At 58.7% G+C, this 22621-nt stretch carries 18 protein-coding genes; 16 read left to right on the forward strand and 2 right to left on the reverse strand.

Annotated elements, in window-relative coordinates; all coding sequences use genetic code 11:
* From E0E20_RS11690 to E0E20_RS11740, 11 genes are all read left to right on the forward strand, one after another.
* Positions 1-432: a MarR family winged helix-turn-helix transcriptional regulator gene (locus E0E20_RS11690; RefSeq protein ID WP_130838373.1), complete on the forward strand. Its 432-nt coding sequence runs from the start codon at positions 1-3 to the stop codon at positions 430-432.
* Between the two features lie 36 nt (positions 433-468).
* Entirely contained in the window at positions 469-1398 is a 930-nt protein-coding gene (locus E0E20_RS11695; protein WP_130838374.1) for an NAD(P)/FAD-dependent oxidoreductase, read from the forward strand.
* Positions 1399-1611: 213 nt separating this feature from the next.
* Complete coding sequence (locus tag E0E20_RS11700) at positions 1612-3402, forward strand: ABC transporter ATP-binding protein (protein WP_130838375.1); 1791 nt, start codon at positions 1612-1614, stop codon at positions 3400-3402.
* Between the two features lie 8 nt (positions 3403-3410).
* Positions 3411-4373: a LysR family transcriptional regulator gene (locus tag E0E20_RS11705; protein WP_130838376.1), complete on the forward strand. Its 963-nt coding sequence runs from the start codon at positions 3411-3413 to the stop codon at positions 4371-4373.
* A gap of 9 nt (positions 4374-4382) precedes the next feature.
* A complete protein-coding gene (locus tag E0E20_RS11710; RefSeq protein ID WP_130838377.1) occupies positions 4383-6296 on the forward strand; it encodes a sensor histidine kinase in 1914 nt (637 codons plus the stop codon).
* Positions 6214-6957 carry a response regulator transcription factor gene (locus tag E0E20_RS11715; RefSeq protein WP_165444097.1) on the forward strand — a complete coding sequence of 248 codons (744 nt, stop codon included), beginning with the start codon at positions 6214-6216 and terminating at the stop codon, positions 6955-6957. The genes E0E20_RS11710 and E0E20_RS11715 overlap by 83 nt, the downstream gene beginning before the upstream one ends.
* Before the next feature lie 209 nt (positions 6958-7166).
* On the forward strand, positions 7167-8552 hold the full coding sequence (locus E0E20_RS11720; protein WP_130838379.1) for an ABC transporter substrate-binding protein: 1386 nt from the start codon (positions 7167-7169) through the stop codon (positions 8550-8552).
* A gap of 148 nt (positions 8553-8700) precedes the next feature.
* Positions 8701-9597, forward strand: a complete 897-nt coding sequence (locus tag E0E20_RS11725; RefSeq protein ID WP_130838380.1) for a carbohydrate ABC transporter permease — start codon at positions 8701-8703, stop codon at positions 9595-9597.
* 262 nt (positions 9598-9859) lie between these two features.
* On the forward strand, positions 9860-10720 hold the full coding sequence (locus E0E20_RS11730) for a carbohydrate ABC transporter permease (RefSeq protein WP_130838381.1): 861 nt from the start codon (positions 9860-9862) through the stop codon (positions 10718-10720).
* 76 nt (positions 10721-10796) lie between these two features.
* The gene (locus E0E20_RS11735; protein ID WP_130838382.1) at positions 10797-12827 is read left to right on the forward strand and encodes a glycoside hydrolase family 31 protein; all 2031 of its coding nucleotides are present in this window, start codon (positions 10797-10799) and stop codon (positions 12825-12827) included.
* Between the two features lie 66 nt (positions 12828-12893).
* Complete coding sequence (locus E0E20_RS11740; RefSeq protein ID WP_130838383.1) at positions 12894-14171, forward strand: DNA polymerase Y family protein; 1278 nt, start codon at positions 12894-12896, stop codon at positions 14169-14171.
* 5 nt (positions 14172-14176) lie between these two features.
* On the opposite strand, the gene E0E20_RS11745 is transcribed toward E0E20_RS11740, so the two are convergent.
* Positions 14177-15124 carry a helix-turn-helix domain-containing protein gene (locus tag E0E20_RS11745; RefSeq protein WP_130838384.1) on the reverse strand — a complete coding sequence of 316 codons (948 nt, stop codon included), beginning with the start codon at positions 15122-15124 and terminating at the stop codon, positions 14177-14179.
* Positions 15125-15298: 174 nt separating this feature from the next.
* On the opposite strand from E0E20_RS11745, the gene E0E20_RS11750 reads away from it, so the two are divergent.
* The 5 genes from E0E20_RS11750 to E0E20_RS11770 all read left to right on the forward strand — a co-directional run bounded on the left by E0E20_RS11750 (position 15299) and on the right by E0E20_RS11770 (position 21858).
* Positions 15299-16345 (forward strand): NAD-dependent epimerase/dehydratase family protein, encoded by a 1047-nt coding sequence (locus E0E20_RS11750; RefSeq protein ID WP_130838385.1) that lies wholly within the window; start codon positions 15299-15301, stop codon positions 16343-16345.
* A 174-nt stretch (positions 16346-16519) separates the two neighbouring features.
* Positions 16520-17887, forward strand: a complete 1368-nt coding sequence (locus E0E20_RS11755) for a hypothetical protein (RefSeq protein WP_130838386.1) — start codon at positions 16520-16522, stop codon at positions 17885-17887.
* Between the two features lie 12 nt (positions 17888-17899).
* Positions 17900-19069: an aminotransferase class V-fold PLP-dependent enzyme gene (locus E0E20_RS11760; RefSeq protein WP_130838387.1), complete on the forward strand. Its 1170-nt coding sequence runs from the start codon at positions 17900-17902 to the stop codon at positions 19067-19069.
* A 25-nt stretch (positions 19070-19094) separates the two neighbouring features.
* Positions 19095-19454 carry a hypothetical protein gene (locus tag E0E20_RS11765; RefSeq protein ID WP_207302874.1) on the forward strand — a complete coding sequence of 120 codons (360 nt, stop codon included), beginning with the start codon at positions 19095-19097 and terminating at the stop codon, positions 19452-19454.
* Complete coding sequence (locus E0E20_RS11770) at positions 19414-21858, forward strand: glycoside hydrolase family 31 protein (protein ID WP_242622782.1); 2445 nt, start codon at positions 19414-19416, stop codon at positions 21856-21858. The genes E0E20_RS11765 and E0E20_RS11770 overlap by 41 nt, the downstream gene beginning before the upstream one ends.
* A 5-nt stretch (positions 21859-21863) precedes the next feature.
* Here E0E20_RS11770 and E0E20_RS11775 read toward each other — a convergent pair whose 3' ends face one another.
* A complete protein-coding gene (locus E0E20_RS11775; protein WP_130838389.1) occupies positions 21864-22619 on the reverse strand; it encodes a response regulator transcription factor in 756 nt (251 codons plus the stop codon).
* Positions 22620-22621 lie beyond the last annotated feature (2 nt).

Consider the following 22621-nt stretch of genomic DNA (forward strand, 5'->3'; position numbering starts at 1 on the left):
ATGACAAAGGGGCAGGATGAGCGCTTAAAGCTGGATCATCAGCTCTGCTTTCCCCTGTATGCGGCCTCGCGGAATATTGTGAAGCGCTACACGCCTTTCTTCAGGCCGCTGGGGATCACCTACACGCAGTACATTGTGTTCATGGCGCTGTGGGAAAAGGACGGGGAGACCGTCGGCGAGCTCGGGGAGCGCCTCTTTCTCGATACCGGGACGCTGACGCCGCTTTTGAAAAAAATGGAGCAGGCGGGCTATCTTACCCGGACGCGGGAGAGCCGCGACGAGCGGGTCGTCACCATCCGTCTGACGCAGCAGGGCCGTGATATGAAAGAAAAATGTGCAGAAATTCCGGAAAAGATCGGAGGTTGCATCCGGCTTTCTCCCGAGGAGGCCGGAGCGCTGTACCGTCTGCTGCATAAGCTGCTGGAGACGTAACAGGCGCCGGGCAGAGCCTGGGAAAGGATGGGAACTATGGCGGACAACAGATATGATATTGTGATTGCAGGAGCCGGCCCCGCCGGACTTTCCGCTGCGATTTACGCCCTCCGGGCCGGCAAGAGCGTCATGCTGCTCGAGGCGGCGCAGTTCGGCGGACAGATCGTCAACACGCCCGAGGTGGAGAATTACCCCGGAATCAAGCATATTTCCGGCTTTGATTTTGCCTACGGCCTCTATGAGCAGGCAATGGCTCTCGGCGCGCAGATCGCGTTTGAGCGGGCGGAGTCCGTGGAGGATCTCGGGGACCGGAAAATTGTCCACGGTGTCAAAAATGATTACGAGGCCGGGGCGGTGATTCTTGCGACCGGCGCGAAGAACCGGCCGCTGGGACTGGAGGCGGAGCAGCGCTTTATCGGTCACGGCATCTCCTACTGCGCGACCTGTGACGGCGCGTTCTTCCGCGGCAGGGTCGTGGCCGTGAACGGCGGAGGGAATACGGCCATTGAGGACGCCGCGTACCTTGCGGGGATCTGCGAGAAAGTTTATCTCATTCACCGCCGGGAGCAGTTTCGCGGGGAAGAGAGAGCTGTCGAAGCTCTCCGCGGGCGCGGGAACGTCGAATTTGTCCTGAACGCGACCGTGACCGATCTTTTCCCGGATGAGGCGGGAGAGCGGCTCGGCGCGGTGGAGGTGACGGATAAGAACAGCGGGGAAACGCGGCGGCTGGACGTCGCCTGCCTCTTCGTCGCCATCGGTCAGATTCCGGAAAACAGCGGCTTTGCGGATGTGGCAAGGCTCGACGAAAAAGGCTATATCGCGGCGGGCGAGGACTGTCTGACAGGGACGCCCGGCGTTTATACCGCGGGAGACTGCCGGACCAAGACGGTTCGCCAGCTCGTGACGGCGGCATCCGACGGAGCGGTGGCGGCGCTCGCTGCGGCGTCGATGCTTGACGCGAAATAAAACGGGCGGGAATAAAAAACGAACAGAAAACGGGAAATGTGATTTGCCGGCAGGCGCCGAATCGGGCGTCCGCCGGTATTTTTTTCGGGAAAAAGAATGCGGAAAAAACGGAGCGGTGTACAAAGAATGCTTTAAGAATGTTTTTCTGCGCTGTCCGCCGTCAGGTTTTGCGGTAGAATATCCGTATAGCGGTTTTAAGTCAGAGGAGGAGTAATGTCACGGACGATTACAAAAACCTACGGCACAGGGGAGCTGATCAGGAGATTTCTTCCCTATCTCATGAAGTACAGGAAGCTCCTGCTGCTTGATCTGGGCTGTGCGTCTCTCACCACGCTCTGCGATATTGTGCTGCCCCGCATTATGTCCACGCTCACCAATACGGCCATGTACCGCCCGGCGTCTCTGACCGCGGGGCTGATCGGGAGGCTCGCGCTGCTGTATACCGTGCTGCGTCTGCTCGATGCGGCGGCGTATTACTATATGTGCTCGCAGGGACATATCATGGGGGTGTATATCGAGACCGACATGCGAACCGATGCGTTCCGGAAGCTCGAGACGCTGAGCGACAGCTATTACAGCAATACCAAGATCGGGCAGATCATGGGAAGAATCACCGCGGACCTGTTTGACATAACGGAGTTTGCGCACCACTGCCCGGAGGAATTTTTCATCGCGGCGATCAAAATTACGGTGAGCTTTGTGATTCTGTGCTTTGCGTCGGTGCCGCTGACGCTGATTATTTTTGCCTGCGTGCCGTTCATGCTGCTGGCGTCGGTCAGGCTGAACCACCGCTTCCGGTCGACCACCAAGAGCCAGAGAGTGGAGCTCGGAGAGCTGAATGCACAGGTGGAGGACGCCCTGCTTGGCGAGCGGGTGGTGAAAGCGTTCACGGCGGAGGACGAGGAGCTGCGGAAGCTGGAAGCCGGCAATCAGAAAATGCAGAACATCAAGAAAGAGCGCTACTATGCCATGGCGGACTTCAACATGTCCACACGGTTGTTTGACGGTCTGATGTACTCGGTGACGATCATCGCCGGCGGGCTCTTTCTGGTGCGGGGGAGGATACAGGCCGGTGATCTTGTGGCCTATATTCTCTACGTGACGACGCTGATCGCGACCATCCGGAGGATCGTGGAATTTGCGGAGCAGTTTTCGCAGGGAATCACCGGCGTGGAGCGCTTTCTGGAGATCATGGATACGCCGGTGGACATCACGGACCGGCCGGGTGCCCGCAATCTGGTCATCCGGGGCGGGGACATTCTCTTTGATCATGTGACCTTTGAATATCCGGACGATCACAACCGGGTGCTGCACGATCTCTGCCTCGAGATTCACCCCGGGGAAAATCTGGCGCTTGTCGGCGAGAGCGGGGGAGGGAAGACGACGCTCTCCGCGCTGATTCCGCGCTTTTATGACGTCACAGATGGGGCGGTGCGGATCGACGGGCAGGATGTCCGGGATGTGAAGCTGTACAGCCTGCGGAGCCAGATCGGCATCGTGCAGCAGGAGGTCTATCTCTTCTCCGGCACGGTGGCGGAAAACATCGCCTATGGAAAGCCCGGGGCCTCCCGCGAGGAAATCGTCCGCGCGGCAAAGCTCGCGGGGGCGGATTCGTTCATCCGTGACTTGAGAGACGGCTATGATTCCTATGTCGGGGAGAGAGGGATCAAGCTGTCCGGGGGCCAGAAGCAGCGGATCTCGATTGCGCGGGTCTTTCTCAAGAATCCGCCGATTCTCCTGCTGGATGAGGCGACCTCGGCGCTGGATAACGAGAGCGAGATCCTGATCGAGAGGAGTCTTAGGGATCTCTCCGAGGGGAGAACCACGCTGACGATCGCTCACCGCCTCACGACGATACAGCACGCCGACCGCATCGTAGTGCTCGGCAAAAGCGGGATCGAGGAGGAGGGGAGCCATCAGGAGCTTCTTGCGAAGAAAGGCACCTACTACCGCCTGTGGAACGGCGTTCTGACGGAAGACGAGGCAGAGAGAAAGGCAATATAGAAAGAAGAATGGATTTTCGCACACTGCAGTATTTTGTCACGGCCGCCCGGGAGCAGAACTTCACCCGGGCAGCGGAGAAGCTGGGCATGAGCCAGCCTCCGCTCAGCAATCAGATCAAGGCGCTGGAGGAGGACCTCGGCGTGCAGCTCTTTGTCCGCGGGAAACGGCGGGTGCAGCTCACGGAGGCCGGAGAGCTGCTTCTGCGCCGCGCCGGGCAGATTCTGGCGCTCTGCGATAAGACGAGAGAAGAAATTGAAATCATGGGGAACGGGCTCTCCGGCCGGATCACGCTGGGTATGGTCGAGGGCCGGGCTCCCTATATGGCGGCGCGCTGGATCGCGGGCTTTCGGAAGAAATTCCCCCGAGTCCGCTTTGATCTGTGGAACGGCTCGGGAGACGATGTTCTGGATCAGCTCGCGAGAGGTCTGGTGGACATCGCGGTGATCGCGGCGCCCTATGACAGGGAGCATCTGGCGGGGGTAACTATAGCCAATGATTACTGGACGGCCATGATCCCGAGGGAGCACCCGCTTGCCGCGCGGCCGGGCAATGAGATTCCGCTGCGGGAGCTTGCGGGCTGGCCGCTGGCGGTTCCGAGCCGCCCCTCCCGCCGCGCGGCGATCGAGCGATGGTTTGCCGATATCGGCTGCGAGCCCGCTATCGTGTGCACGCTGTCGAATTATGTCGATGCCGTCGCGCTCGCGGAGCAGAATGCCTGCATCAGCATTTTTCCGCAGACCAGCTTTACGGGAAATGAGCATGTGGTTTCCAAAATCATCACGGAACCGGCCAAATTTGCGCAGTACGTACTGGTGTGGAACAAGGAGCAGAGCCCGGCGGGCATCGTGCGGACGTTTGCGGACTATGTAAAGGAGGCGGCAAGGGAAGAGAACCCGGCGCCGGAGACAGAGACAGGGCAGCCAACGGGCGAGCAGGTGCCGGGGCGCACGCACGGGGCGGAGCTTCTGTGAGCCGAGAGCATGAGACGACTGATCCACTATGCAAAGCATCATATCGTAGTCGGGCTGCTTTTTGGGATGACGCTGCTGGTGGGCGTTTTTGCGCTTATTTTTGGCGGGTTTCTCCGGGAGCAGAGCTATAAGTACATGGTCGATAATATTTACTACACGGAGGAGGCAGTGCTCCATGTAGTCAATAAGGATATCCGGGGCATACTGTCGCCCATTATCGGCTTCGGCATCGAAAGCGCCGTGTCGACGCAGATGGCTGCGTCGGTACAGGAGTATGAGGCCGACCCGGACGGTATGACGATGCGGCTTACCTCTCTCCTTAAAAGCTATCAGTTTCCGGATGATGTGGCGGCGATTGCCGTTGTGGGGGAGAAGGGCGTCATTGCGGAGTATGACCGGTACCGGTATACCACCAGAAGCATTTCGATGTGGAACGAGGGGAATGCGGAGCTGCTGGGAGATCTTTACCGCGAGGCGATGACAAAATATTCGGATTTCCGGTCGCTCAATATGCCGAAATATTTCTGCGTCAAGGAACCGGCGGTGCACCCGGCGCATTCGTGGATGCGGGTGTTTCATATTGTGTTTCCCGTGCTCCAGACGAACGGCGAGGAGATACGCTATATCCTTATCATGACGGTCAAGCGCAATGCGCTTGAGGACGAGCTGGCCATGGTAGAGGCGCAGCAGAGGGATGCGGCCTGCGCGTTTATCGTCGACGGGGAGGATGAGATCGTCTTTTCCGGAGCCGAGGCGGTGATCGGGGAAAAGATCGGCAGGGTGAAAGCGCTTTATCCCGGGATGGATCGCCTCATGGTGCGTGATATCGGGCTATTCGGCTGGAAGATATATGTATATCTCAATGAGGGGAAAATACGGAAGAGCGTCGACGAGATTTATGAGAGAAGCTATTACCTGTATGGTCTGCTGCTTCTGATTTTTGTCCTTTTTGCCGTTCTGTTTACACGCCGTCTCTTACGGCCGGTTAATGCGATCCGGGCGGCGATGCAAAAGCTCAATTACGAGGAGGAGCCGTCGCTCATCGAGATCCGAGGCTCGCATGAGCTGTGGCAGCTCACGGCGGAATACAATTATATGGTGAAGCGTCTTGAGGAAAAAACGCGGGAGGTCGAGGCGCAGCACCGGGAGGCGATACTGTCTCTCGAGCGTGCCTATGATGCGGAGAGAGAGGCGCTGGAATCGCAGATCAACGCGCATTTTCTCTGCAATACGATCGGCGTCATCAACTATGAGGCGATCGAAGCGGGAGACCGCAGGGTGTCGCTGCTTCTGAAAAAGCTGTCCAATATTCTTCGCTACACCTTTGAGCGGAAAGCGCAGATTGTCTATATCGGGCAGGAAATCGCGTGGACGGAGCAATATCTGTATCTCCAGAAAGAGAGATTCGGAGAGCTGTTTGACTATTCCGTGGAGACGGATGAAACCTATGATGACTGGCCGGCCTGCAAGCTCATGCTGCAGCCCTTTGTGGAGAATTCCATTCTGCATGGCTTTCGGGGAAGAAAGCAGGGCGGAATCATCCGGATCACGACGGAGATCGATCAGACGGAGAGACTCTGCCTCACGGTTTCCGACAACGGCTGCGGAATGTCCGGGGAGACGCGGGAGCGGATCCGGGCTTCCATCGAGGCGGTGAAAGGGGAAAGAGTGCAGAAAGAGAAGCCGGCAGAGACAGAGCTGTCCGGCGTGGGGATACGGAACGTCCTCACCCGGATGTCCGCATTCTACGGGCCGGAGCTTGCGGTGGAATTTTCGTCGGATGAGGAGACGGGGACCCATTTTGCGTTCCGTCTCCCGTATCCGGAGGAGGGATCGGGCCATGAGAATCGTGATTGCAGAGGACGAGGCCCGCGCGATGCGGGGGATGAGCCGGCTGATCCGGATGGCGGGGGAGCCGTATGAACTCGTCGGAGAGGCGTATGACGGCAGAGAGGCGCTTGAGCTTTTGGCAAAATGCAGACCGGATACCTGCATTACGGATATCCGTATGCCCTGTATGGACGGTCTGGAGCTGATCCGCGCGGCCCGGAGCCGAGGGTACCGGACGCGCTTTATCATTGTCAGCGCCTACGAGGAGTTTGATTTTGCGAGGCAGGCCGTATCACTGGGCGTTGAGGATTATCTCGTCAAGCCGGTCATGGAGGAGGAACTGAAACGCCTCCTCCTGTCAATCGAGCAGGGGCGAAAAGGAATGATACTGCCCGCGGCGCAGGACTCGCTTCTCGAGGAATACCGCGAGGTGCATCCGCTGGTCAGAAAGATGCTCCGCGTCATTGAGACCTCTTATTCTGTAAAAATCAGCCTGAAAGAAATGGCGGAGCGTTTCGGCGTGACGCAGGAATATCTGAGCACGCTGTTCTCGCAGAATATCGGGCAGGGGTTTGCGAGATTTGTGAAAAGCTATCGCATCGCAAGAGCAAAGGAGCTGCTGCGCGCAGGGTGCACGCCGGAGGAGACGGCGCAGCGCTGCGGCATAGAAAATGTGAAATATTTTTCATCTGTTTTCCGGGACGAGACGGGAATGACGGTCACGGAATTTCTCAGAGAGGACGATGTGATGTGAGACGTCCGGGGGCGGCTGCGCTTACCGGAGATTTCCGGACGCAGAGCAGGAAATGATGAAAACAATCTTAAAAACACTGACTTTTTTTATATTCATGTCTTTTACAAATCGTTCATTCAAACTATATTCAACTCACACAATGAAACATTAAAACAAAGTCGGTGCAGGATCATTATGCACAAAAACGCGTGTACGGGAGGAGGATTTCTATGAAAAGGAAACAGATGACAGCGTTGCTTGCTTCGGGCGTAATCGCCGCGTCGCTCCTTGCGGGCTGCGGCGCCGCCGCGCCGGCACAGGAGGGGGCCGAAACGGCTCCGGCTCCTGCAGAGACGGCGGAGGAAACCCCGGAGGCCGGGACGGAGACAGCGGAGGTTTCCGCGGACGATATTGGCGAGCCGAACGGCGGCGCCCAGGTCACGCTCTGGCATTATTTTGAGGGCGAGGCGGATGCGCTCAACAAATTTGTCAAGGACTACAACGAATCGCAAAACGAGATCTACATTGTTCCGACGTTCGTCTCCCGCGAGGAGCTGATGAAGCAGTACACCATCGGCGCGGTTTCCGGGGATCTGCCGGACATCGGCATGGTCGATTCGCCGGATATGGCGTCCTACATTTCGCTGGGCGTATTCGCGGACATCGATTCCTACCTGCAGGAATGGGGCGAGCTGGACAATTTCTATGAGGGACCGCTCTCCTCCTGCCGCGGAAGTGACGGACATCTCTACGGTCTGCCGAACAATTCCAACTGCCTCGCGCTTCTGTGCAATATGGATATGCTGAAGGAGGCGGGAATTGACAAGGCGCCGGACACATGGGAGGAATTCGAAGCGGCGTGCGCGGCGACTTCGGATCCGGAAAGCGGCGTCTACGGCTTTGCTATGTGCGCTGTCTCCAATGAGGAGGGAACATTCCAGTTCATTCCATGGCTGTACGGAGCGGGAGCCAGTATCGCGGATGCGGATTCTCCGGAGGCGGTCCGGGCGTTTTCGTTCCTTGCGGAACTCGAGAAGAACGGCTATATGAGCAACGAGGTCGTCGGCTGGGGACAGGGCGACGCGCTGAACGCGTGGGCGGCCGGCAAGGCGGCCATGATGGAGGCCGGAACGTGGATGATCGCGCAGAATCTGGATAACGCGGATTCGATCAAAAACAATGTCACATGGGAATATGAGTTTGTTCCGATGCCCTCGGACAACGGAAACCGGGCCACGGTTATCGGCGGAGAAAACTTTGGCGTCTGTTCGTCCTCAGAGCATGTCGAGGCCTGCGCGAAGTTCCTGATGACGATGGAGACGGCGCAGAACAACGCCGATTGGTGTGAGCTTGCAGGCAAGCTCCCGGTGAGAGGCGACGCAGTCGGACTGAAAGATTTCTGGACGGCGGACGAACGCTACAAGGTATTCAACGACTCCATGAACTTTGCGGTGGCGCGCGGGCCTCATGCGCAGTGGCCGACGATCTCCGAGGCGCTCTGGACGGCAGAGCAGGCGGCCATTCTCGGACAGGCGGATGCGGAAACAGCGGCAGCGCAGGCTGCGGCAGTGATTGACCCCATTCTTGCCGAGACGCCGCTCCCGTCCGGGAACTGATGTCAGTCGGCGAGTGATACGGCCGGAGGATTCGCCGCAACGGACAGACGGCTGCCATCAGGATACCCGCCCCTGCGGCGGGGGCTGGCGGCAGCCGTTTTCATTCCTGACGGACGGCTTTCCGGTGTATTTTCAGAATGGGGGCAGTATGAAAAAGCTGACAATGCAGCAGAAGAAAAGACGGGAGGGTTATGCGTTCATCCTCCCCGGCTTTGCCTATATGGTCGTGATACTGGGCTATCCTCTTCTGTATAATATCGTTCTCAGCCTTGAGAACGTGAATGTGAAAACCTTTGCGGGGAAAAGCTATACCTTTGTCGGGCTGCAGAATTATGCGGCGCTGTTTCACAACGCGACGTTTCTGCTGATTCTGAAGAACACTTTTGTTTTCACGTTCTGGTGTCTGGTGTTTCAGTTCACCATAGGGTTTCTTCTGGCTCTGTTTTTTTCAAAGCGCTTTACGCTGGCGGGGCCGATTCGGGGTATGATACTCGTCGCCTACATGATGCCCATGTCGGTTACGGCGCTTCTGGGGAAGAACATGTTTGACAAGTCCAGCGGCGTGATCAATGATCTGCTGCTGCGGACAGGTCTGCTCCATGCGCGCGCGGACTGGCTGCTGCAGCCGGGCACGGCGATGGCGGCGGTCATAGTGATGAACTGCTGGGTCGGGATTCCGTTCAATATGCTGCTGCTGACCTCGGGACTTACCGGGATCTCCGGGGATATTCTTGAGGCGGCGGAGGTGGACGGAGCGAATCACTGGCAGAGGTTCTGGAAAATCACCGTTCCTCTGCTCCGGCCTGCGATCATGGCGGTGCTGATGCTGGGATTCATCTATACGTTCAAGGCATTTGATCTGATGTTCATTATGACCTCCGGGGGGCCGCTGAATTCGACGGATGTTCTGGGGACATACGCGTACAATCTTTCCTTTAAGCAGTACGAGTTCTCGATGGGATCGTCCGCCGCCATGGTTCTTTTCTGCATACTTTTTGTGATCGGACTTTTTTACCTGAAAATGGTTGCGGCAGAGGATCAGTGATCGCCGGGAGGGAGGAATAGTGTGAAAAATCACGCGGATGCGCTGAGTTGCTCCGTGAGCGAAACGTGCTGTTACGTAGTGGGACGGCATGAGACGCGAAGCGGGTCGACACTCTACGCGTCGGCGCAGAGATTTTTCACACAGCTATTTGTGCCGAAGCCCAAATAGCTTCTGATCGCAGCCGTAAAACCGCCTGCGCGCCGGCGCAGGGTGCTTTTACGGCGCGTGCCTCGCACAAAGTGCTTCGGCATGGTGATTTTTTATGAAACAGAAAATCAAAAAGGGAAACAGAACACCGCGGGAACGGAGGAGGAATTTCCTGCTCTGTCTGGGTGCGGTTCTTATTGCGGTCGTTTTTCTGTTTCCGCTCTACTGGCTGATCTCCATGTCTTTCAAGACGGACGCGGAGTCTTTCGGTAAAATCGTGACATATTATCCGCACAGCTTCACACTTTATCCGTGGAGAACGAACTTTTCGGATCATGAGTTTCTGTCGTCGCTGAAAAACAGCTTCGTCATCGCGCTCCTGTCGATGCTCCTGTCCATAGGCTTCGGTGTTCCCTGCGCCTACGGCATGGGGCGCTACCGCGTTCCCGGCGGGAGGGGCTTCATGTTGGCCTTTCTGGTGTCGCAGATGCTCCCGGCGTCGCTGATGCTGACGCCCATGTATCTTATTTTCAACAAGCTTCACCTTCTGGGAAGCTATCTGGGGCCGGCGATTGCGATTTCATCGGGCTCGGTGCCGTTTATCGTCGTCACGCTGCGGCCGTATTTCAAGAGCATACCGACCTCGCTGGACGACGCCGCCCGTATCGACGGCTGTACCGTGCTGCAGTCCTTTGTGCAGATCATGATTCCCGCGATCAAGACGGGGATCATCACGGTGCTGGTGATCTCCTTTCTGGGAGGCTGGAATGATCTGGCCTACTCCATGACCTTTAACGTGCAGGCCGACATGCGGCCGCTGACGGCGAATATTTACAAATTTCAGAGCAAGTACGGAACCAAATGGAACTGCATCATGGCCTACGGGACGATACTGGTTCTGCCGGTTGTATGTATGTTTATTTTTCTGCAGCGCTATATCGTGGGCGGCATGACGGCCGGCGCGGTGAAGGAGTAGAATATGCGGTGAGAGCGCACCGGAGCTTTCGTTCGGAGCTTTCATCATAATGCCTGGGGGGCAGGGGAGGAAAACGATGATCAGGATGGAGGAGGACCGGCTGGTCCGGCGATTTGATAAGGAACTTCTTGTCGTCGAGGCGTGGGGGAGAAACGGCCTGCGCGTGCGGGCGACGCAGCGTCATGCCTTTGAGGAGGACGACGGCGTGCAGGCGCTGCTCCCCCGGCCGAAGCCGAAGGGGGTCAGGATTTACGAGGCGGACGGTGTATGGAGCATCGAGAACGGCAAGATACGCGCTGAGCTCACCGGCAGCGGAAAGCTCCGCTACTACAATCAGAACGGAAAGCTTCTGCTTGCCGAATTTCAGCGGACCCGCGAGATGTATGAGGAGGGACACCGGGAATTCAATTCTGCGCTGGAACTGTACCCCAGAACGTTCCGCCCGCATCCGGGAATGGATAATTTTGAGCTCACAGCCCGCTTTGAGGCGGTCTGCGGCGAGCGGATCTTCGGCATGGGGCAGTACCAGCAGCCCTATCTGGATATGAAAGGCTGCGTTCTGGAACTGGCGCACCGGAATTCACAGGCCTCCGTGCCGTTTGCGCTTTCCAGTGAAGGCTACGGCTTTCTCTGGAATAATCCCGCAATCGGCTCGGTCGTCTTTGGGAAGAATGTGACCGAGTGGAAAGCGTCCTCTGCCAAGCAGCTCGATTACTGGATCACGGCGGGGGATACGCCGGCGGAGATCGAGGAGAGCTATGCGGACGTGGCCGGAAAGGTTCCGATGATGCCGGAGTATGGGCTCGGCTTCTGGCAGTGTAAGCTGCGCTACAAGACGCAGGAGGAGATTCTCTCTGTGGCGCGGGAGTACCGCAGGAGAGGACTGCCGCTTGATGTTATTGTCGTGGACTTTTTCCACTGGCCTTATGAGGGGGACTGGACGTTTGACAGGGATTACTGGCCGGATCCGAAAGGAATGGTCGAGGAGCTGAAAGAAATGGGAATCCGCCTTATGGTCAGCATCTGGCCGACCGTGGAGCAGGATTCGGAAAATTACGCCGAAATGAAGGAGCTCGGATATCTCATGCGGACGGAGCACGGGAAGCGTCTCGGTGAGCTCGGAGGTGCGGCGGTCATTGATGTCACCAATGCGGACACCCGGCATTATGTCTGGGATAAGATCCGCGAAAATTATTATAAGCTGGGCATCCGCATCTTCTGGCTGGATGAGGCTGAGCCGGAGCTGAACGGCGAGCCGGGCTACGGTGGTTATGAGTATGAGCACTATCGGTATTTCCGCGGCGCGGACATGGAGATAGGGAATATCTTCCCCCGCGAATATGCGCGCATGGCCTATGAGGGCATGCAGGCCGAGGGCCAGGAGAACATCGTAAATCTTCTGCGCTGCGCATGGGCCGGCTCGCAGCGGTACGGCGCTCTGGTCTGGTCGGGGGACATCGATTCGTCCTTTGCCTCTCTCCGCAACCAGCTCCGCGCCGGGCTGTCCATGGGAATCGCCGGCATTCCGTGGTGGACGACGGATATCGGCGGATTCCATGGCGGGGACATTCGCGCGCCGTGGTTCCGGGAAGTGTTTGCGCGGTGGTTTGCATTCGGCGCGTTCTGCCCGGTGATGCGTCTGCACGGCTTCCGCGAGCCGATCGAGGAGCCGATGAGCCGCGAGCGGGGAGGGAAATGCCCCAGCGGTGCGGCAAACGAGGTCTGGACCTACGGAGAGGAAATCTACGAGATCTGCCGCCGGTATCTGCAGCTGCGCGAGGCGATGCGCCCCTATGTCCGCGAGCTCATGCGGGAGGCGCACGAAAAGGGCACGCCGGTGATGCGGCCGCTGTTCTATGATTTCCCGGAGGATGCGCAGGCGTGGGGCATCGACGATCAGTACATGTTCGGCCCGGATCTTCTGGTTGCGCCGATTTTGTATGAGGGCGTGACAGAGCGGGAACTGTATCTTCCGGAGGGAAGCTGGAGAAGCCTTGCGGACGGAAGCATACAGGAGGGCGGGAGGCGCATCACGGTGCCCGCGCCGCTCGACATTCTGCCGGTGTTTGCAAGAGCGGGCAGGCTGACGGAGCTGACGCTCACATAAAAAGAACATATGTTCTGCCCCGGGATTCTGTGATATAGTGAAAGAAAAAGGGGGCGGAGCGGCGCGATGGGAGTGCAGAAACAGAGACTGATCTTTCATGTCGATGTCAATTCGGCATTTCTTTCATGGACGGCGGTGCGGCGTCTGGAGGAGAATCCGGAGGCCGTGGATCTGCGGACGATCCCCTCGGTCATAGGAGGGGATCGGGCGACCCGGCACGGCATTGTGACCGCCAAGTCGATACCGGCGAAGCGCTACGGGATCGAGACGGCAGAACCGGTCGCGCAGGCCCTGAGGAAGTGCCCGCAGCTCGTCGTGGCGCAGGGAGATTTTGCCACCTACCGGCGCTTTTCCCATGCGCTCATGGATATTCTGCGCCGCTGGTCGCCGGTGGTGGAGCAGGCGTCGATCGACGAGGCGTATCTGGATATGACGGCGGCGGATCTGTCTGCTTTCGGAGAAGTGAAAGAGGCAGAAGAGGAGGCGGCCTGCCGCGCGGCCGATGCCATCCGGCGTGAGGTGCGGGAGGAGCTCCGCTTTACGGTCAATGTGGGCGTCTCCCGCAACAAGCTCCTTGCCAAGATGGCCAGTGATTTCACCAAGCCGGACAGGACGCACACGCTTTTTCCGGAGGAAATTCCCGCCAAGCTGTGGCCGCTGCCGATCGGGAGCCTCTACGGCTGCGGAAAGAAGACGGCGGCGCGTCTACGGGACGTGGGAATTATAACAATCGGCGATGCCGCGGCGGCGCCGCCTGCCATGCTGGAGGCTCTTTTCGGAGAGAAGTGGGGACAGTATATCCGGCGGGCGGCGAATGGGATCAGTACGGGCCCGGTGTCGGATGTGCGGGAGGAGGCCAAAAGCTACTCAAACGAGACGACGACGGCAGTGGACGTCACGGCGGAGAATGTGGAGACGCTGGCGGTCCCTCTTCTGCGGAAGCTGTGCGGCAAGGTTGCGTCGCGGCTCCGGAAAGACGGTGTGCGCGCCGGGACGATCGGTGTCATGGCAAAGACCAGCGACTTCCGCAACCGGTCGATGCAGCAGACCGTGGAGGATCCTCTGGATCGTGAGGAGGAGATATTCCGGACGGCGGAGACGCTGCTGCGGCGGCTCCTCCTTGGAGAGAACGGGCATCCGGGGCTGCTCGGAGAGGGCGGCGTGAGGCTCATCGGCGTATCGGTCTCCCACTTGACCGGCGATTCATTCCGCCAGATGACGCTCACCGATTTTGCGGTCAGTCAGAGAGAGGCAGAGCACCGCGCCAGAGAAAGAAAGCTGTCGGAAATGGAGGACAGCATACAGTTAAAATACGGAGACGGGGCGCTCCGGCGGGGCGTCTGAGCGGTTCAGTGCTCGTCCAGCAGCTCGGTGCCGGAGGAGAGACGGATGCGGTATTCTGTTGGCGAGCAGCCGGTGTATTTGTGGAAACACCGGTAGAAGCTGGTGATGTTATTGAAGCCGGTGCGGTAAGACAGATCCGTGATGGAAATGTCGTCCGTGAGGAGCTTCTGCGCCACACGGATCCGGGTGCGGAGCAGGTAATCGTGGAACGTCGTTCCGATCTGCCGCTGGAAAATGCGGGAGAAGTGGAACTTGGAGAAGCCCATGAAATCGGCTGCGTCGTCCAGCGTGATATGCTCGGCGTAATGCGCCTCGATATAATTCAGGAGGCAGGCGAATTTTTCATAGTTTTCACGGCTTCGACTGGTCTCGTTCATGTCGTCTTTCTGCAGGCGGGAGAAGTGCTCCTTGCCGATCAGGCAGTACAGCTTGAGAAGATGGCCGTAGATGGACATCTCCCACATGATGTCGTTCCGGAAATAATCGTCGATGATCTGCATCAGAAGCTCATATGCCTCCGGGTAGATCGCCGGGTGTGTTTTGGGTGTGCAGTGATATGGCGAGAGAAACAGCGGGTCGAGCACGCTTGCGTCCTGTATGACGCGGAGGAGCTCCGTATCGATGAGCAGGACAAAGCGGGCCCCGGCCTCCTCCGGCTGATCGCAGGTCAGGCGGTGCTGGAGAAAGGGCGGAATCATGATGATATCGCCGGGGTTCAGACCGTAGGAGGCGTCCGCGGTGTAAACCGTATAGTGCGTCTGCCGGGAGATGATGATCTCCATGGCGGTGTGATGGTGGACATCAAAATTCCGGGACTGGTTGTTGTAGATAATTTTTACATGCGCCGCCGGGGAATAAGAAGCCGTCCCCTCGCCGCCGGTGGTGATTCGGCCGGTGTAGCTGTGATCCGGCTGCTGGTATTGTAAGGGAATTGCGCTGTCGTTTGTTTTCATAATAAATATATTCTATGTTCTTTCGGGGCAATGGAGAATAGACGGGGGAGAAAAAAGCAATAAATGTAATAAGAACGACTATTTTTGTAAAGAAATGTGTGATCCATCTTCCGCGCGGTCTGCTATGATGAAGCTGCAGCAGTGAAAGCAGAATGCACAGGAGGGCAAGTTCATATGCGCAGAGCACTGTTTATCGGGGGAACCGGAACGATCAGCACGGCGATTGTGAGGAGGCTTACGGCGGAGTATACGGACTGGGAGGTCTATGTCCTGAATCGCGGAAACCGGAGCGGAGCGTTGCCGGAGGGCGTGCACCGGATCACCGCGGATATCAATGATGAGGAAAAGGTGCGGGAGGAACTGGACAAGCTGCCTTTCCGCGTCTTTGATACGGTATGCGAGTGGATCGGCTTTGTGCCGGAGCAGGTCGAGAGGGATTTCCGGCTTTTCCGGGGGCGCACGCGTCAGTACATGTATACCTCGAGTGCCTCGGCGTACCATAAGCCGCCGCGGAGCTGCCGGATCACCGAGGGAACGGCGCTCGCGAATCCGTACTGGGAATATTCGCGGAACAAGATCGCCTGTGAGGAATTTCTGATGAAGCAGTACCGGGAAACGGGGTTCCCCGTGACGATTATCCGTCCGAGCCACACCTATGACGACCGTTCGATTCCGGTGGGCGTTCACGGAAAGCAGGGGCCGTGGCAGGTGATCCGGCGCATGATGGAGGAAAAGCCGGTCATCATTCCCGGGGACGGAAGCTCGCTCTGGACGGTGACGTTCCATACAGATTTTGCGGTCGGCTATACCGGGCTTATGGGAAATCCGCATGCCATCGGCGAGGCGTTCCAGATCACCGGGGAGGAAACGCTCACATGGAATCAGGTTCATGAGGAGATTGCGGCAGCAGCCGGCGTTCCGCTTCATGCGGTGCACGTATCCAGCGAGTTTCTTTCGCTCGCGGGGGACCGGAAGTACGGTTATGACTTTAACGGCTCGCTCATCGGCGACAAGGCGGTTTCTGTCCTGTTTGACAACAGCAAGCTGAAGCGGGTGGTGCCGGAGATGTGCACGCGCGTCCCGTTTGCACAGGGCGTCCGCATTGCGCTGAAGAATATTCTGGAGCATCCGGAGCTTCAGAGAGAGGATCCGGAGTTCGACGTCTTTACGGAGAGCGTCCTCGCCGCGAGAGAGGCGGCGCTGGAGGCGCTGAACCGGTAGAGAGGAACTGGAAAAATAGTGCAAGCGTTCCGGCAGGAAAGTGCATGGCTTTCATTGGATCGTCCTGTTAGACTTTGGGCTGTGTAAGGCGCATTTGTTCGTGTTCTGACGAGTACAGTGTGCCGGGAGCAGGGGCCGCGGTCCGTAAGAAGGCGCGCCGGCAGGAGGAACGGGATGAAAGCAAAGGCAATGGATGTGAAGCTCGTCGTGCGCCCGATCATAGGGTGCCTCACCCATACGCATTTCTGGGAGGGCCCCTGCCGGGCCGGGCGCCGCGAGGATATGACGGAGGAAGCGGAGAGCGCCGCGGCAGACCGGGCGTTCGCTGAGAGCTGCGGGGAGCTGGAAAAGCTGACGCCAGAGGTGCGGCTTCTGGAGCCGATCGACTGCCGCTATACAGAAAGGTTTGTCGTTTCCGGAGAGGATTTCGAGCGCATCGAAGAGGACCTCGACAAGGTGGATTTTTTCCTCTGCATGGGGTGGCGTATCCCAAAGCTCGAGCGTTACCGCAAGACGGTCGTCATCATGCAGAACGGCAATGAGGGAATCGACTTTGCCGCGTACTGTCGTTCCATCGGCATCGAGGCGTACGTCTGCATGGATATGGAGGATGTGAACCGGCTGGCGCATTATCTGTGGGTGAGAAAGGCGGTTGCGAATACGCGGGCGCTGGTGCTCACCGCCGGTTCCCAACCGACGTTCGGCATCCAGAGTCTCATCCGGGATCCGGAGATCATCCGCCGGAAATATGGCCTCGAGGTCGTGAAGCTCCCCTTTGACTCCATCATACCGTATATGGATGAGATCACGGACGAGGAGGCTTGTCCTCTTGCGGAAAAAATGCTCGGAGGAGCGTCGGAGGTCAGGGTAAACCGGGAATGGTTTCTGAATGATATCAAGTATTATCTGGCGGCGCGGAAAATGATGGATGTCTATGACTGCAATGCGTTCAGCACGGCCTGCCATGAGCTTTGCACCTCGGAGATTCCGCAGAATCGGAAATTCACGCCCTGCACCTGCCACAGCCTGATGAAGGACGAGGGGATTCCGAGCGCCTGCGAGGAGGATCTGAACGCCCTGCTTGCCATGTGCATCATGCAGTATATGGCGAACCGCCCCTGCTTTATGGGAAATCCCAATCACGAGACGGACGAGCTGCTCCGGATTCATCATGCCGTTCCGCCGCTGTGCATGAACGGCTATGGGACAAAACCGCTCGATTACAAGCTCTGGGCCTTTACCGGGCAGGGCTTCGGCGGGAAGCTCCAAGTCGATTTTGCACAGAACGACAACGATTATGTGACGCTCGGCCGCTTTAATCCGGCGGGAGACACGATGTGCGTCAAGGTCGGGAGGGTGCTCCGCTCCGAGTATGACGAGGTATACTGCAGTCCGTACTATTACATCGGCATGGACGACGCCCGGACGTATATGCACCGTCTGGCCGGCTTCGGCCATCATCAGGTGCTGATTTTCGGCGACTGGCTGCAGGAGCTCAGGGAGGTTTCGGAGCTTATGGGCTTCCGCATTCTGGAGGGGTGATTTTCGCTCGCGATGATTTATCTGAATCAGGCAGCAACCACATATCCAAAGCCGCAGAGAGTGCAGGAGGCGCTCGCTGCGGCTTTGCGTCTGCCGCCGCCGGGGCAGTACCGCGGAGGAGGGGGAGGCGCTCCGGATGAGCTGTTTTCACAGTGCCGGAAGAACATGGCCCGCATTCTGGGATTGTACGGGGAGCCGAGCGCGGAGACGGCGCCCGAGGAACGGATCTTTTTCACTTCCGGAGCGACGGATGCGGCGAACCGGCTTCTCTACGGCCTTTTTCCGGAGAAAAAGGTCTGCCGCATCGTCACGACAGCCACGGAACACAACAGCGTGCTCCGGCCGCTGTATAACCTGCCGCGCTTTGCAGAGGGGCTCCGCATCGTGCCCTGCGGGAGCTCGGGGGAGCTTGTGATGGAGGCGCTGGCGGACGCCGTGACGGAGGGAACCGACGCGGTGATTCTGAATCACTGCAGCAATGTCACGGGGGCGGTGCAGAATCTTGGCGAGGCGGCGCGGATAGCGCATGAGAGGGGGGCGCTGCTTCTGGCGGACTGCTCTCAGAGCGCAGGCTGCATGGAAATCGACGCGGCGCGGGCAGACGTCGACGCGCTGATCTTTACGGGGCATAAGGGGCTGTTCGGCGTGCAGGGAACCGGCGGCTACTATCTGAAAAGGGGAATCCCGCTCCGCCCTCTTCTCTATGGCGGGACGGGGCGGAATTCCCGCCAGCTCGTCTATGACGGGGATTATGAGTACGAGGTCGGGACGCAGAACGGCATCGGTATTGCGGCGCTGCGGGCCGGGACGGAATTTGTTCTGGAGGAGGAACCGGCCCGGATTGCGGCGCGGGAGAGAGAGGAGATGGAGTATCTTTCCCGGGAGCTTCAGGAGATTCCGGGGATCGCCGTGTATGGCTCGCGGGCGCTCTGCCGGGGACCGGTGCTTTCCTTCAATCTGACGGATATGGAAGCGGCGGATACGGCCTATGTGCTGCAAAACGGCTATGGCATCGCCGTCCGTGCGGGACTCCACTGCGCGCCCCTTATTCACGAGCGGATCGGGAGCGGGCCGGGGGGAACCGTCCGCGTGAGTATCAGCGCGCTCACGGAGCGTGCGGAGCTGGATGCGCTTCTTGCCGCGCTGCGGGAGATCGCAGAGGCCCGGCGTGCGGCTCGCTGAAAATGGATCGGGGATGGAGAGGGTTATGAAGATACGGGACAGAGCGCCTTCGCGCGAGCGCTGCGCCGAATCCGGCTGGTATGCCTGTGATTTTCTGCTGGACGGGCCGATGGACGAGGCGTTTATCCGGCGCATCCGCGGCTTCGGCGGATCGTTTTTGTTTCTTTCGTCGCTCCGCAGACCGTTCTTTAAGCTGGAGTCGGAGCGCTATGTGCTGAAAGGCTGTCTGGGGGATCCGTTCTTCCGGATGGCGGCGGACGGGGCGCATATGGAGGAGCTGGACCGGCTGGAGGCGTATCTTGCGCCGGAGCAGGATCTGTGTTCGGGAGGTACGGTTTATCGTGATGGAGAAAATAACGAGAAGCGGCATGCACCTGAGGCTTGAGGTGGCGCGCAGTAATATTCTGCATATATCGGCGGGACTGTCGCCGCTGCCGGAGAGAATCGCATCGGATTTCATCCGGCAGGAGCTCTCCGTCTGGGAGGGGGAGATGGAGCTCCTTGCTTCGGCGGATGAGGACGGAGCGCTTCGCTTCTGCACGGCGGAGGGCGGGACGCTTCTTGCGGAAAAAGGAAAAACGCTGGAGGAGATACCGGTCTGTGTCTACACGGCGGAGGGCGGAGAGCCTGTGGTTGACCGGGTAAAAACGGTGGATGGGGAGCGGAGCTTTGTCCGGAATCTGAAATGCGTGGAGGATCACCGGGCATATCGCGCGGCATTGGATTTTTATTTTGGCGAGGACGAGAGGATTTTCGGCTTCGGGCAGGGAGAGGACGGGATTCTGGATAAGCGGCATCACACGACCTATCTCTATCAGCACAATATGCGCATTCCCATGCCCTGCTTTCTGTCGAGCCGCGGCTACGGCGTGCTGGTGAACTGCGGCGGACTGATGGTCTATGAGGAGACGGAGGAGGGCGGGCGCCTCACGCTCGACTGCGTCCCGTACCTCGACTATTATCTGATTTTCGGTCCGTCCGCGGACCGCATCGTCGAGGGATTCCGTTATCTCACCGGTAGAGCGGCGCTGCTCCCCCGGTGGGCGTTCGGCTATATCCAGTCCAAGGAGCAGTATTACAGCGCGGCGGAGCTCGCCGGGGTGGCGGCAGAGTACCGGCGTCGGGAAATTCCGCTGGACGGCGTTGTGCAGGACTGGAATTCGTGGCGGCCGGGCCAGTGGGGAGAGAAAAGGCTCGACCCCGCCCGTTATGCGGATATGGAGGCGCGTGCGGCGGAGCTCCGCGGTATGCATGTCCACGCGATGGTATCCGTCTGGCCGAATATGAATCAGACGGCGGAGGACTACCGGGAGCTGTCTGCGGAGGGGAAAATACTGAATGATCTCTCGACCTACGACGCGTTTGACGAGAGGGCGCGGGAAATCTACTGGCAGCAGGCGAAGCGGGGACTGTTTGACCGCGGCTTTGACGCGTGGTGGTGCGATTCGACCGAGCCCTTTTCCGGGCCGGACTGGAGCGGAGAGGAAAAGCGGGATGAAAAGGAGCGCTACAAGCTGGTGGGAGCAGAACATATCCGCTACCTGCCCCGGGAGAGGGCCAATCTGTTTGCGCTCGCGCACGCAAAGGGGATGTATGAGAATCAGAGAAAGGAGACGCGGGAAAAGCGCGTGCTGAATCTCACGCGGTCGGGCTATGCCTCCGGGCAGCAGTACGGCGCGCTTTTGTGGTCCGGCGACACGGCGGCGACATGGGAGACGCTGCGGCAGCAGATTGTAGAGGGGCTTTCCATGGGCCTTTCCGGCTATCCGTGGTGGACGCTGGATGCGGGAGCCTTTTTTGTCGTAAACCGGAACTGGAAAGCCCGCGGCTGCGGCTGCAGCGGGGATTCCTCGATGAAGTGGTTCTGGAGAGGGAGCTTCGAGAACGGGATCGAAGACCCTGCGTACAGGGAATACTATGTCCGCTTTCTGGAGCTTGCCTGCTTCCTGCCGGTGTTCCGATCGCACGGGACGGATGTGCCGCGGGAAATCTGGAATTTCGGCGAACCGGGCGGGCTTTTCTATGATGCCATCGCGGAGACGATCCGTCTGCGCTACCGCCTGCTTCCCTATATTTATTCTCTGGCCGGCGCCGTCCGGCAGTCGGACTTTACGATGATGCGGGCCCTTCTGTTTGACTTTCCGGAGGACCGGCGCGCCTGCGGGACAGAGGATGAGTTCATGTTCGGCCGGGGACTTCTTGTCTGCCCGGTGACGGAGCCGATGTATTATCTGCCGGCGGAGCTTCCCGCGGAGGGAAGAGAGATCACACCGCGCCCTCTGCCGGAGGAGAGGGAAAAGGCGAGGGAGTGCTATCTTCCGAAATCGCCGGACGGCGGGGGCTGGTACGATTTCCGGACGGGCCGGCGCTATGAGGGCGGGCAGACGGTCATGGCTGCCGCGCCGCTGGACCGGATTCCGCTCTTTGCTCCGGAGGGGACGATTCTCCCGGAGAAGGAGGGGCTGCAGTATGCCGACGACGGGGCTGCCGCGCCGCTCGAAATCCATGTATTTCCCGGAAAAAACGGGAGCTTTCTGCTGTACGAGGATGAGGGGGACGGATACCGGTACGAAAGCGGAGCCTATGCACAGATCCCTCTCACGTGGACGGAGGAGACGGGGACGCTTCTCATGGGAGAACGCAGCGGCTCGTACCCCGGCATGAGGAGTGAGGTGACGGTAAAGCTGTATCTTGTGAATACGTATATCAGAGATGAGATCTATGACGGCCGCGCGCTGGCCGTGAAGCTCTCTGCTCCGGAGCGCGGGAATTCGCTTTCGCCGCTGTGAAAAAGCTATGAGGAAAGAGCTTCCCGGTATTCCAGAGGGGAAAGGCCGGTCTGTTTTTTGAATATGCGGGAAAAATAGGCCTGCTCGGGATAACCGACAGCTTCTCCGACCTGACGGATATTGATTTCCGGATGGTTTGCGAGGAGCTGTTTTGCTTTTCGGATCCGAAGCAGAATCAGAAAATGGCCCGGCGTGGTTCCATACTGCTGATCGAAAATTTTGGTCAGGTAGCTCGCGCTGTAATTCATCTGTGCGGCGATGAGGTTGAAGTTGACATCCTCATGGAAATGAGCGCAAAGATATTCCCGGAGAAGCGCGGCGATCTGCTCCGGAGGTTTTGCGGAAACGGAGCGGGAAAAGGCCTGCGCCATCTCGTGCTGCCGCGCCAGATTCCGCTCCTGCAGGCGGTGCAGGGCGGCGAGGAGCGCATCCTGATCGATGGGCTTGAGCAGATATTCCAGCACCTGATAGTGGAGTGCGGTCCGCGCATATTCGAAATCGGAGTAGCCGCTGACGACGATGCAGTCGAGGTCGGGGTGCGTGTCCCGGATCTTTTCGATGAGCTCAAGACCGGACATGACCGGCATGCGGATGTCGGTGACAAGCAGATCGGGAGCGTTCTGCTCTATGAGCGCAAGCGCCTGCACGCCGGTCTGCGCCTTCCCGACGACATGGAAATCCGTGTCGGAGGCGTCGATTTTCTTTGCGAGATTTTCGAGGAGGAGCGGCTCGTCCTCTGCAATAATGACGGAATACGGCATAC

The organism is Lachnoclostridium sp. Marseille-P6806 (genome assembly GCF_900625025.1).
Classification (GTDB): Bacteria; Bacillota; Clostridia; order Lachnospirales; family Lachnospiraceae; genus CAG-791.